The sequence below is a fragment of the Pseudomonas sp. GD04015 genome, from assembly GCF_029837675.1.
Classification (GTDB): Bacteria; Pseudomonadota; Gammaproteobacteria; order Pseudomonadales; family Pseudomonadaceae; genus Aquipseudomonas; species Aquipseudomonas paralcaligenes.
Genome location: NZ_JAOEEE010000015.1, coordinates 20,066 through 31,718, shown reverse-complemented (window position 1 = coordinate 31,718; position 11,653 = coordinate 20,066). Strand labels below are relative to the sequence as shown.

The following is an 11,653-nucleotide window of genomic DNA, read 5'->3' as shown; positions in this document are numbered from 1 at the left end:
TCGGTATGTCACTGGTCGGAGATAGGCCTCCACTAGTCGACGCGGTACTTAGCTGTAGTCCCATGCGCCGACCCCATTTCCAGCGACGGATAACCGACAACGCTATTGATCGTTACATCGTTTGTTCAGGCGTCCTTTTTTAACCTTGCCAGAGGTGCTGGAAGATCAGTACGAGACAGCTAACCTTCGGGACAGCAGGCTCATGGCATTGCAAATAGCAGTCCCAAGAAGTTCAGCAGTAGCTTGTTAACATGGTCTGGTTGCTCTTGCTGAATCCAATGTCCTGCATCCCCAATTAGCTCCTTTCCAATCAGTTGCTGGGCATTTATATCCAACGCCTCATATTCCTCGCCTGCCATCATTAAGACACCGTCTAGCTCACCGGCAATGAACAACAAAGGCTGGATCAGAACTGCCCCGTTCCAGAACGGAGTTAGCTCCCAGTTACGATCCATATTCCTGTACCAGTTGATGCCGCCGAAGAAGCCCGAACGCTCGAACTGCTTCACGAAGACATCGAGATCATCTTCCGTCAGCCAGTCCGGAAGCTGCTCCGGAATGATCAGGTTGTCTACGAATCGAGTGCTCTTGTCGAATGCGATAAAGCCGGTTCGGCTGTGCTCGGGATGCTTCCTGGCCTCCCCTGACCCTGAATATAGGACGCCCAGGATGCTTCGATACGTGTCCTCCGCTAGCTCCTGCTCGACGATGCCGACACGCTGGAAATAATCCTGATAGAAGTGCTTTCCCTGGGTTGCCAGTTGAAAGCGAGTGTTGGGCCGAAGGCTCCGGCGCGGCACGTAGGGAACGCTAAGCAGGCAAAGGCGGTGGAACAGGTCAGGCCGCAGAAGCGCGGCTGCCGCAGCCACCATCGATCCCCAGTCATGGCCAACAAGAGCAGCGGATCTAATTTCCAGTGAGTTCAAAAGCCCCACCACATCCCCGACCAGATTGAGGATGTGATAGCTGCTAACTTCCGAGGGAACCTCTGTATCTCCATACCCCCGCTGGTCGGGAGCGATAACTCTATATCCAGCGTCAGCCAAGAACGAAATCTGGTGCCGCCAGGAATACCAAGATTCAGGCCAGCCATGCAGCAATACGACGACAGGGCCCTCGCCCTCGTCGATGTAGTGCATGCGAATGCCATTGGTGTACGCGTACTTGTGCTGAAAGGCAGACATAGAGCGGGTCTCCTAGAATCCCTGCCCGGGGCATGTGAGCCACGCCCACCCAGAGCGGAAAGGTCTTAAGGTGATTGATCCTAGATCAGTCCGAAAAACGTGATGGTCGGCTGGCCGACACTCAGGATGTTATTTGACATCCAAAGTGGATGATGAATAACATCCAGATGATCGCGCGCCACCCAAATCCATTTCCTAGGAGAGATCTATGAGCCTCCAGTCCGTTTTCGATTACCGAAGTCCGTATGCGTACCTAGCCAATACACGCCTGCCAGAGCTGAATACCACCATCAGCTACTTCCCAGTCGACATCCTGGAAGTGATGAAAAAGGTGAATAACCAGCCTTCACCTGCATGCCCAGCTAAAGCGAAGTATTCAGGCACTGATGCTGGTCGCTGGGCAGCAATCTACGGCGTGCCGCTTATCCCAAACGGTGCGTTCTTTCAGGCAATGCGTGCCGGGCAAGTCGAGGGTGCCATATTGGCTCGTGCGGCTGTTGCAGCTCTGGAAGTTGGTATCTTCGACATAGTGCATTCGGCTCTATTCGAAGCGGTATGGGCCGGCACCGACGATCTGGTGACCCCAGAAGGAAGAGCTGCGTTCCTGCAGAAACTCGGTTTGGATGTGGACATCTGGCAGATCGCAGATAGCCCTGCGGTCCGGGAACAGCTTGCTGCCAATAACGAAGAAGCAGCTCGGCGTGGCGTTTTCGGAGTGCCCACATTCTTCTGCGGCAACGAGATGTTTTTCGGCAATGATCGACTCGACTTCGTTCGGGCGGCTCTGAAGAAAGCAAACGGAGCGTCACAATGAGCACCCAAAAACTCGCAATCGTCACCGGTGTTGGTCCGGGTACCGGCGCTGCAATCGTTCGCCGCCTGGTTGGCGATGGCTATCATGTAGCAATGATCGCTCGCAATGCAGAGCGGCTGACGGCGCTGGCCAGTGAGCTACCGAATACCTACTCCTTCCCTGCTGATGTTTCTAACATCGAGCAGCTCCAATTAACCCTTGATCGCATCGAGTCCCAGCTTGGTCAAGCTGCTGTGCTTGTCCACAATGCGGTCGGCGGGACTTTTGGGAGCTTCCTGGACATCGATCCGAAGGTTCTTACCACTAACTTTGAGACAAATGTCGTTTCGCTGCTGCACCTGGCCCGCCGTCTGGCGCCTGCGATGATTGAAAGAGGCGAAGGCGCAATCATCGTCACTGGCAACACCTCAGCCCTGCGAGGGAAGAGTCACTTCGCCGGTTTCGCACCGACAAAGGCTGCCCAGCGCATCCTTAGCGAGTCGATCGCTCGCGAGCTGGGGCCGAAAGGAGTTCATGTTGCATACGTCGTCATCGATGCAGTTATCGACGTGGAATGGACTCGCAAAATGCAACCAACCGCTCCTGATGAGTTTTTCATACAACCGTCGGACATCGCGGCGGAGGTGGGCCACCTAATTCAGCAGCCCAGAAGCGCATGGTCCTTCTTGACAGAAATCCGACCCTTCGCCGAGAAGTGGTGAGTTAAAAAGTGGCCTCCACAGCGGGTGATATCCTCCGCTGTGGAGCAAACATCAAGGTCATCAGAGATGGGGCACTCACAAGCCAGCAAGCAGGCAACCCATGATCGCATTGTCAGTCTCGCGGCTGAGCGTTTTTGCGAGTTTGGGATTGATGGTCTAAGCATCGCTAACCTCATGAAGCAGGCCGGCCTTACCCATGGGGGCTTCTATAAGCACTTCGAGTCTCGCGACCAGTTAGTAGCCGAGGCCCTCGATGTAGCGTTCCAGCGCTCAGAGGATCCAGCGCGCACCTACAAAGCCACCTTCGATACTCTCGTAGGCGAGTACCTGAGCCCGGAGCATCGCGATGCTGTAGGTACTGGTTGCGCAGTGGGTGCACTGGTGAGTGATATCGGCCGAGTAGAAGGTGAGGCTCGCAAGCTTTACACGCGCAAGCTCAAAGCGAACATCAAGGGTATTTCAGCCCTGGTGGGAGCCGCAGAAGGGGACAAGCGAGCTGAAGCGATTGTGGTCTTCAGCGCTATGGTCGGTGCTTTGGGGCTTTCGCGTGCGGTTTCGGACGATGAGCTATCCCAGGAGATCCTATCGACCGTACAAGCGTTCTTGCTGAAAACCTTTACCGGCTCTCGAGACTAAGTATCTGTCACTCAGCATCGCCATCGGCCCGTCGTTTGTAATGTTGTTCGACGGCTAGCGGAAGGCGATTTCCAGGGAGTACTTCGTTAGAAGCGGTACGTCAGTTGTGCGGTCAGGCCGTGGGCACTGTTGTCGTACTTCGAGCTGTACTCAGGCTGCAGCCCAGTCTCATTCTCTTGGTGGATGTAGGCCGTGCTCTCCCACAGATAGGCATAGGCGACATCGAAGGTAAGGTCATCCGATGGCGAGTAACCTGCGCCGAAGGTCACGGTATGGCGGTTTCCAACCGGAATACGTACAGAGCGATGCTCGTTGGTAGTCGGCGAGGGGTCGTAAGCGAAGCCAGTACGCAGTACCCATTGTGGGTTCAGCTGGTACGAGGCACCGATAGCCATGGCTAGTGTGTCGTGCCAGTTCATCTCCTCGCCGATCGTGCCAAATCCAAGCGATTGCCCCAGTGCCGGCACCCCGCTGTTTTCAGCAAGCAACTCCTTCATCCGACTCCAGCGTGTCCACGTGGCTCCGAGATAGCCCGTCCAGCGCTCGTCAAAGCGATAGGTCACAGAACTATCAACGGACTCCGGCAAGGTGACTTCCATCTGGGTCTTGTAGCGACCGTCGAGCCCAAATGCTGCAGGCGAATCGGAAACGGTCGTATGCCCTTCCAGGGTGTAGCGAACCTTGGAGTGGTAGGTCAGCCCCCAGGTGGCAGAGTCACTCAAGTCGACCATGACGCCCAGGTTGTACCCATAGGCCGTGTCATCCCCCTTGATCTGGATCTCGGTATCGCGCCGGGTAGGATTAAGCGCAGCTGTCGCGAGGTCGTTACGCAGTGTGCCCTCAATGCGGTTGATCGTGATGCCACCACCGACTGAGATGAAGTCGTTGATGCGATAGCTGATGGTCGGCTGGAGGGTGGCGACTTTCACCTCGCTGTACGAGCCGTGGTAGCGGCCTTGGAAGCTCGACTCGTAGTCGTTGACCAGACCAAATGGGGCGTACAGACCAAGACCAACGCTGAAGTCTTCAGATATCGGCGAAGAGATGAAGCCGAACGGTACTACCGCAACAGGAGCTGAGTCACCGTCGTTGGTACCTGCAGCTGTGCTGCTCTCTTTGCTGATATCCATGATTGGCTTGATCACACCGAAGCCCCCACTGACTTCAGCTCGCTCGAGCTTTACCAGACCGGCCGGGTTGCCATAGATGACACTAGAATCCAGGGCGGTCGATGCGCGTCCAGCAAATGCAGTTCCTGCTCCACTCGCACTCTGTTCGTTGAGTGAAAATCCGTTGGCATGCGCCTGCAGGGTCAAAGCACACACGGCTAACGTGACTACGCCTTGAAAGGTCTTCTTATACATCGTGTTCAGACTCCGAAACGGAAATAGGCCCTTACGAGGGTCGCTACCAAGCCCAAGCACTCTGAGTGCGCGCCTGAGAATGGCGCGCGTAATCCTATTGGCGTGCCTTCGGCCACAGTGTCATCCAGCGGACACTTTGATCGAGAATGGCGTTTGAATTTTCCGATGCTAGGGATCTGCGCAGGAGGCTCTAGCGCGCTGCATGCAGGCAAAAAAAGATGGCCATTATGGCCATCTATACCCAAGTCCAGTTCGGTTTTTTGCTGATCCGCATCGACGGACATGTGGGCGAAACAGAGCGGTGCTGACCTACATTCAAGCTAGGTGCTAGCTGAGCTATACCAATCAACACCTGACGCATCCTGTCGTTTTACCGCTTTCCCGGAAGCGATCAGATAGTTCAGGTTTGCAAGGCTTTCTCCGGTTGCCATAGTCAGGAGAAATCCATCCGACATGGTTATCTCACGGCCGAAAAGGCACTCGAATACATCTACGGCGCGGCGAGGCTGCTGGAGTCTTATCAGCAGGTCTGCCAGAAGCCGATGCTGAAGCTGTAGAAGGTCATCCAGGCGTATATGCAGCCCTCTGAAACACTCGTTATGTGCTGGCAACACCAGCACATCGTTGCTGACCTTCCGTTTGATCTTTACCAGCGTACTTAGCCAACCTTCCATAGGATTCGCATCTGGCTGAAGCGAAGGAACGGAAACGTTTGAAGTGATTCTGGGAAGTACTTGGTCGCCGGAGATGAACAGCTGAAGCTCCGGGCAATAGAGACAAGCATGTTCGGACGTGTGCCCTTGCCCAACGATGACCTGCCATTCGTTGGCGCCAATGGTGATCTGCTCGCCATCTGCTATTCGCCGGAACGCCGAAGGGAGTTGATGCACCGCCTCACCAAAACCGCCGTAGGTCGACTTGAAGTTGTCCAGCGCCTCCGGACTCCAGCCTGCTCGATGATAGAAAGTGAGTTTCTCAGGTGGCGGCCCATCTTCAGGGCGCATCAACTCCTTGCAACCGTGGTACTCCCGGAAAGTCATCCATAGATCGCACCCGAACCGGTCAGTGAGCCACCCGGCCATGCCTACGTGATCAGCATGCATGTGGGTAGCAATCACTTTGGTGACCCTAGAGCTACCCACCACTTCATCAAGCACCTGCTTCCAAGTGGACTCAACGGTTTCATTGCGCATGCCTGTATCGACAATCGCCCAACCATCACCGTCGCGAATCAGCCATAGATTCACGTGATCAAGGCGAAATGGAAGCGGCATGCGAATCCACAGCACTCCAGGTACAACCTCGGTAACAGCTCCCCGCTCTGGCTTATTGAACGGATATTCCAACCCCACTGTTGCCATCTCTACATGCCCAACGTACTGCTTGGTTTTTCTTCTGCCTCATCTCAGCTGACTGAGAAAAGCACCTTCGATCTCTTTAACCCATGGCTCGGAACTCGCTGCACGTAACAAAAGCCCGATGCCAAGCATGGCTGCAAAGAGCGCCAGAATTTCTTGCCTTGATGCCCCGCTCTTCCGCTCGAAAGAAATCTCAAGCAAAGCATCCAGTAGCCCCTTCGAGCCGTCCCGATACGCCTGCGCGAACGACTGATCATGCGAGACTCCTGCGGCATCGTGGCTGAGAGCGATGATCGGGCAATGCCCGTCTTCGGCCAACGCCAGGTACTCGCGAATCAAGGCACGCTGAGGGCACTCCGATCGCTGCCGGGCACGATCGATGATGGCCTCCCAGACTTCATGCGACTGGAGGAACGCCCTCGTACAAACCTCTCCTGCAAGCACCTCTTTCGAGTCGAAGTACTTGTAGAAGCCGCCCGGAGTCATACCAACTTCGCTCATGATCTTGGCAAGGCTCACCTCGTGCACACCGTGCTGGCGAAACAGTTCGGTAGCTGATTCCAAAATCTCACGTCGAGTGATTTCTGCTCGATCTGAACTGTATCTGGACATGCCGGCCCCTAGCGTTTACCTGGTCCGACGTTCATAGCTCTGTTGCGAACTCTGCAGTCGCCTAGCTACCGCAATATTCTGGTTTCGCTTTCCGATCACACGCCGCTGCCACAGCCGCTCCTGACGAAGAGCGGAATACTCGCTGCCGCTCCAGGCCCCGAGCAGCAATTTCTTACCTGCAGCCAAGGCGTCTGGAGACTGCGTCTCGAACTCTCGGCAGAGTTGGTGGGCCGCCTCTAAGGGATCGTCAGCTATATGAGTTACCAGGCACAGAGCTTTTGCTTGCTCGGCTTCAATGGTCCGGCCTGAGAACGTCAGCTCCATGGCCACGTCCTTGGAAAGCAACTCACGTAGAACCACAGTTCCTCCCATATCGGGCACCAACCCCCAGTTCGACTCCATGATCGACAGCTGAGAACCTGGTGCAGCAATTCGAATATCAGCCCCCAGAGCCACCTGCAGGCCTGCGCCAAAGCAATTGCCATGTATTGCTGCGATAACGGGGACGCTCAAGGATCGCCATACTAGGGAAACCTTCTGGTAACGATTCATCGTCGGTTTCCACAGGGGCAGGAATGCCATCACCCTCTTCAGCAGGCCACCCGTCATGATGTCCTTGAGGTCCATGCCAGCACAGAAGGACTGCCCGTTACCCGTGAGGATGACCGCACGAATGTCTCGGTTGCTTCGTAGCTGTTCACCGCAGGCGATTAGCTCCAAAAGCATCTGCGTATTCAACGCGTTGTGCTTATCAGGGCGATTCAGGTGGACAGTGGCCACCGCACCTGAATAGCTCACCTCAACGAATTTCAAATTCACGCAAATACTCCTGGCGTCATGGATGGGATGCTGAATCAACCTTCAGCGAATACCCGTCTGGCGAATAGCAGTAGGAGTGAAGTCACGCTCCTGAGGTTTGGAGTCGAAGTTCCAAGAGTGCTTCTCCTCGTTCTTCAGGCCCATGGCGAGGTATCGGCCAGACTGAAGGTCGTAGAGCGCATCCATGGTGAAAGACGGCAGTTGCTGGTGGTAGTAAAACTGGGCATGTCCTTCAGCTACGCGCCACAGGGTATCGCGGCCGTCATAGTGGTCGACAGTACCGATTAGCCAGCTGTCCTCGTCCACGAAGAAATCACGCTTGGCGTAGATATGGCGGGCCCCGGGCTTCAGCGTGGCGGTGATATGCCAGACGCGGTGAAGCTCATACCGAGTGAACTCCGGATTGATGTGCCCTGGTTTGATGATGTCCTTGTACTTCAACTCGGGAGAGTCGAGTCGGTAACTGTTGGTCGGAATGTAGATGACCTTCTTGCCTTCCAACTTCCAGTCATACCGATCCAAGGCACCATTGAACATGTCCAGGTTATCCGCCGTGCGCATACCGTCGGATGCGGTACCCGGACCGTCATAGGCGACTTGAGGTGCTCGCCTCACACGACGTTGCCCAGCGTTGTACAGCCAAGCTTGGCGAGGGCTGACCACTTGATTGAGGTAGTCATGCACGAGCAACACGTTACCGGCCAGGCGCGAGGGTGCGGTGACAATTTGCTTGTAGTACTGCAGCTCACCTTTGGGGTTGCTCATTGCATAGAACGGCAGCACCTGGTCCTCGAAGCGAACCGGTACAAAGCTCCCATTCTGCTGGGGTGTAGCCTGCACGACGTGTCGGCTAAATCCGTGGCCACGATAGGTCGTCAGATGATTCCAGATGACCTCCTGGCCGTTTTCCGGTATTGGGAAAGGGATACCTCCGGCGTAATTTTCCAGGCCATTTCCGCCTGAGATCAACTTCACCTGGGTCGCATTAGAGCGGGTCATATCCAGCCATTCTTGCGGGAAATTCACCGTCCGATGTGAAGGATAAACCGGCATCTTGTACGTATCTGGGTAACGCTTGAAGAGAGCCTGCTGACCTGGAGTCAGGTGCTCTTTGTATTTGTCAGCTGTGTCGGCGGTGATGACGTAAAGCGGTTTCTCGCCAGCAAAGGGGTCAGCTAGGAAACCTTTGCTGTCTACCACTCCGGCATCCTTCGGCAAACCACCGTTCCACTCAGGAAGTCCTATGGCGGTATCGCCAGCTTTCTCTGCTCCTGAAGGGGTCAGTTTGGAACCGAGCTCACTCGCTTTTTCTGCGGAAACGGCAGAAATGGCCAGTGGGCAGTAAATGATTGCCATGAGTGCTCCCCATTTCAGGGAGGCGCACACATTGCGAGTTGAGATCCTGGGAATTTGGTTGGATGAAATCATGGCTCACACACTCCTGAATCTTGTTTTTGTTGTTCAAGACGTGAAGAAAAAAAGGGTGGCCAAGTGGCGTGGCACCTAGCCACCCAAATCTCCTGCTTTCGGGACAAACAGAAGAGTTACCTGCGATTCACACGATCTCGAAGAGACCAGCAGCACCCATGCCGCCGCCAATGCACATCGAGACAACGACGAACTTCACGCCACGGCGCTTGCCCTCGAGCAGTGCATGGCCAACCAGGCGAGAGCCTGTCATGCCATACGGGTGACCGATGGAGATGCTCCCGCCGTTGACGTTGTAGATATCAGGGTCGATGCCGAGCTTGTCGCGGCAGTAGAGAACTTGGCAGGCGAAGGCCTCGTTCAGCTCCCACAGACCGATGTCGTTAACAGTCAGGCCGTGTTGCTTGAGCAGCTTCGGAATGGCGTAGATCGGACCGATACCCATCTCTTCCGGCGCACAACCGGCGACAGTCATGCCGCGATAGATGCCCAGCGGCTCCAAACCACGTTGCTCTGCGAATCGCGCCTCGGTCAGCACACAGGCAGATGCGCCGTCTGACAGCTGGCTCGCGTTACCACCAGTGATGAAGCCACCATCCAGCACAGGCTTCAGCTGCGATAGACCTTCGTACGTGGTGTCTGCACGGTTGCCTTCGTCTTTACCAAGCAGCAGCTCGCGGAAGCTGATTACACCTGTTTCCTTGTCCTGGACCTTCATACGCGCTTGGAACGGCACAATTTCGTCGTTGAGCAGCCCCTGCTCCTGGGCGCGAGCGGTACGAATTTGAGACTCGAGGGAGTAACGGTCTTGTTCTTCGCGAGAGATACCGTACTTCTTCGAAACGAACTCGGCAGTGTGCAGCATCGGCATGTAGGCGTTCTTCACTGCTGCAACGACGTTCGGATCGGCTTCCTTACCCACCCAGCCGAAGTAGTCGTTCTGAACTGCCGAAATGTTTTCCTGGCCGCCTGCGATTACCGCGTCCATGCCGTCGAAGGTGATTTGCTTGGCAGCAGTGGCAATAGCCATCAAACCAGAGGAGCACTGACGGTCCATGGTCTGAGCGGGAACAGTGACAGGCAGGCCAGCAGCAAACACAGCGTTGCGAGCGAGGTTGCCACCAGCGGTACCGGCCGCAAGAACGGTACCGATCACAGCATCCTCGAACACACCGCCTTCCAGACCAGAACGCTCCACCGCATGGCGGATAGCATGAGCCATCAGAGTGGGCGACTTGGTGTCGTTGAAGGCACCGCGGAATGCCCGGCCAATCGGCGTACGGGCGGTAGAAACGATGACAGCTTCACGCATGGTGAAACCCTCCTGATTTAGGCCGTTGGGAGCACGACGCCCAGAGCGCCGGCAGCTTTGCGAACAAAGCGCAAGGTCTGAGAAGTAGCGCCGTCGAGAGCGATTTGCCCATTGGTGGCTGCGATCTCGTCGAAGCGATCGGCGATAACCTCTGGCGTGCGCTCTTGCTCGTGCAGGAACAGCCCTTCGGTTTCGTAGAGATTGCTGCAGGCAAATACACCCGCACCTGCCCCGAGGATCACCTTCGACGGAGCAGACTCGCTCGCGAGGAAAAGCAGCCCAGGGGTGATGGTTTCGGGAGCGAGCAGCGGCGCAACCGATGGCGGGATCAGCCCCTCGGTCATACGGGTCGCAGCGGTAGGAGCCAGCACATTGACGCGGATGTCGTTCTTCTGGCCCTCCAGGTGAAGCACGTTCATCAGGCCCAGCATTGCTGCCTTGGCAGCCCCGTAGTTGGACTGGCCGAAGTTGCCATAGAGGCCCGACGCCGAGGAGGTCAGTACGATGCGACCGTAATTCTGCTCACGCATCAGATCCCACACCGCTTTCGTGCAGTTCACAGTACCGCGAAGATGTACGTCGACGACTTTCCAGAAGTCATCAAGCGAGCCTTTGGAGAACGTCGCATCGCGCAGAATGCCGGCGTTGTTGATGAGGATGTCGACCCGGCCCCACTTGGCTCGAGCCTGTTCCACCATCGCCTGCACTTCCTCGAAATTTGCCACGTTCGCGCCATTGGCGAATGCCTCACCGCCTGCTGCGCGAATCTCCTCCACGACAGCTTCAGCAGCAGAGGAGCTGGCACCGCTGCCATCGCGCGAACCGCCGAGGTCGTTGATCACGACCTTGGCGCCACGAGCAGCCAGTCCCAGCGCATGCGAACGACCAAGACCGTTACCCGCGCCAGTGATGATGGCCACTCGACCATCGAATCGAATTGTCATAGCTGCTTTCCTCGGCCTTAAACCAAAACCATCGAGATCCATTCGGCGATCAGGGCGGGCTTGTCTTCGCCTTCGATCTCGACGGTGATGTTGGTGATGATCTGGAAGCGACCGGGGCCGGTCTCGCTGAACTCGGCGATGACGAACTTGGCGCGGACACGCTTGCCGCTGCGCACTGGCGCAAGGAATCGGATCTTGTTGTAGCCGTAGTTCACGCTGGCCTTCATGCCGTCTAGGGCAGGAAGGGTCTTCTCGATTAGCGACGGCAGCATCGACAGAGTCAGGAGGCCATGAGCGATGGTGCCGCCAAATGGAGATGCCTTGGCTTTTTCGGGGTCGACATGTATGAACTGGCGATCTTCAGTGACCTCAGCGAAATTGCTGATTCGCTCCTGGTCCAGGGTCAGCCAAGGGGACGGCTCGAGGTCTTGACCAACAAGCGCACGCAGCTCGTCAGCAGAAACGGTACGGGTGTGCATAG

At 56.1% G+C, this 11,653-nt stretch carries 12 protein-coding genes; 3 read left to right on the top strand and 9 right to left on the bottom strand.

What is annotated here, in order from left to right:
* Window positions 1-200 precede the first annotated feature (200 nt).
* Window positions 201-1,184, bottom strand: coding sequence for an alpha/beta hydrolase (locus N7640_RS14420; protein ID WP_279903991.1), 984 nt, complete (start codon window positions 1,182-1,184; stop codon window positions 201-203).
* Window positions 1,185-1,392: 208 nt separating this feature from the next.
* Here N7640_RS14420 and N7640_RS14415 point away from each other — a divergent pair, with 208 nt between their 5' ends.
* The 3 genes from N7640_RS14415 to N7640_RS14405 all read left to right on the top strand — a co-directional run bounded on the left by N7640_RS14415 (window position 1,393) and on the right by N7640_RS14405 (window position 3,335).
* Window positions 1,393-1,998, top strand: a complete 606-nt coding sequence (locus tag N7640_RS14415) for a 2-hydroxychromene-2-carboxylate isomerase (RefSeq protein WP_279903992.1) — start codon at window positions 1,393-1,395, stop codon at window positions 1,996-1,998.
* Entirely contained in the window at window positions 1,995-2,699 is a 705-nt protein-coding gene (locus tag N7640_RS14410; protein WP_279903993.1) for an SDR family NAD(P)-dependent oxidoreductase, read from the top strand. The genes N7640_RS14415 and N7640_RS14410 overlap by 4 nt, the downstream gene beginning before the upstream one ends.
* Before the next feature lie 66 nt (window positions 2,700-2,765).
* Window positions 2,766-3,335, top strand: coding sequence for a TetR/AcrR family transcriptional regulator (locus N7640_RS14405; RefSeq protein ID WP_279903994.1), 570 nt, complete (start codon window positions 2,766-2,768; stop codon window positions 3,333-3,335).
* Window positions 3,336-3,421: 86 nt separating this feature from the next.
* Here the strand turns inward: N7640_RS14405 and N7640_RS14400 are convergent, their stop codons facing one another.
* The 8 genes from N7640_RS14400 to N7640_RS14365 form a co-directional block, all read right to left on the bottom strand.
* Window positions 3,422-4,699 carry an outer membrane protein transport protein gene (locus tag N7640_RS14400; RefSeq protein ID WP_279903995.1) on the bottom strand — a complete coding sequence of 426 codons (1,278 nt, stop codon included), beginning with the start codon at window positions 4,697-4,699 and terminating at the stop codon, window positions 3,422-3,424.
* Between the two features lie 320 nt (window positions 4,700-5,019).
* Window positions 5,020-6,051, bottom strand: a complete 1,032-nt coding sequence (locus N7640_RS14395) for an MBL fold metallo-hydrolase (protein ID WP_279904025.1) — start codon at window positions 6,049-6,051, stop codon at window positions 5,020-5,022.
* 48 nt (window positions 6,052-6,099) lie between these two features.
* Window positions 6,100-6,669, bottom strand: coding sequence for a TetR/AcrR family transcriptional regulator (locus N7640_RS14390; protein WP_279903996.1), 570 nt, complete (start codon window positions 6,667-6,669; stop codon window positions 6,100-6,102).
* Window positions 6,670-6,684: 15 nt separating this feature from the next.
* Window positions 6,685-7,488 (bottom strand): crotonase/enoyl-CoA hydratase family protein, encoded by an 804-nt coding sequence (locus tag N7640_RS14385; protein ID WP_279903997.1) that lies wholly within the window; start codon window positions 7,486-7,488, stop codon window positions 6,685-6,687.
* Between the two features lie 42 nt (window positions 7,489-7,530).
* The gene (locus N7640_RS14380; protein WP_279903998.1) at window positions 7,531-8,844 is read right to left on the bottom strand and encodes a DUF1329 domain-containing protein; all 1,314 of its coding nucleotides are present in this window, start codon (window positions 8,842-8,844) and stop codon (window positions 7,531-7,533) included.
* A 199-nt stretch (window positions 8,845-9,043) separates the two neighbouring features.
* The gene (locus N7640_RS14375) at window positions 9,044-10,228 is read right to left on the bottom strand and encodes an acetyl-CoA C-acyltransferase (RefSeq protein ID WP_279903999.1); all 1,185 of its coding nucleotides are present in this window, start codon (window positions 10,226-10,228) and stop codon (window positions 9,044-9,046) included.
* A gap of 17 nt (window positions 10,229-10,245) precedes the next feature.
* Window positions 10,246-11,172, bottom strand: a complete 927-nt coding sequence (locus N7640_RS14370; RefSeq protein ID WP_279904000.1) for an SDR family NAD(P)-dependent oxidoreductase — start codon at window positions 11,170-11,172, stop codon at window positions 10,246-10,248.
* A 17-nt stretch (window positions 11,173-11,189) separates the two neighbouring features.
* A complete protein-coding gene (locus N7640_RS14365) occupies window positions 11,190-11,651 on the bottom strand; it encodes a MaoC family dehydratase (RefSeq protein WP_279904001.1) in 462 nt (153 codons plus the stop codon).
* Window positions 11,652-11,653 lie beyond the last annotated feature (2 nt).

What these genes read in the sequence shown, in the direction of transcription:
- N7640_RS14390 (WP_279903996.1), bottom strand. Translation starts at nt 6,669, where the DNA reads ATGTCCAGATACAGTTCAGATCGAGCAGAAATCACTCGACGTGAGATT.
- N7640_RS14420 (WP_279903991.1), bottom strand. Translation starts at nt 1,184, where the DNA reads ATGTCTGCCTTTCAGCACAAGTACGCGTACACCAATGGCATTCGCATG.
- N7640_RS14405 (WP_279903994.1), top strand. Translation starts at nt 2,766, where the DNA reads ATGGGGCACTCACAAGCCAGCAAGCAGGCAACCCATGATCGCATTGTC.
- N7640_RS14365 (WP_279904001.1), bottom strand. Translation starts at nt 11,651, where the DNA reads ATGCACACCCGTACCGTTTCTGCTGACGAGCTGCGTGCGCTTGTTGGT.
- N7640_RS14410 (WP_279903993.1), top strand. Translation starts at nt 1,995, where the DNA reads ATGAGCACCCAAAAACTCGCAATCGTCACCGGTGTTGGTCCGGGTACC.
- N7640_RS14415 (WP_279903992.1), top strand. Translation starts at nt 1,393, where the DNA reads ATGAGCCTCCAGTCCGTTTTCGATTACCGAAGTCCGTATGCGTACCTA.
- N7640_RS14400 (WP_279903995.1), bottom strand. Translation starts at nt 4,699, where the DNA reads ATGTATAAGAAGACCTTTCAAGGCGTAGTCACGTTAGCCGTGTGTGCT.
- N7640_RS14370 (WP_279904000.1), bottom strand. Translation starts at nt 11,172, where the DNA reads ATGACAATTCGATTCGATGGTCGAGTGGCCATCATCACTGGCGCGGGT.
- N7640_RS14380 (WP_279903998.1), bottom strand. Translation starts at nt 8,844, where the DNA reads ATGGCAATCATTTACTGCCCACTGGCCATTTCTGCCGTTTCCGCAGAA.
- N7640_RS14375 (WP_279903999.1), bottom strand. Translation starts at nt 10,228, where the DNA reads ATGCGTGAAGCTGTCATCGTTTCTACCGCCCGTACGCCGATTGGCCGG.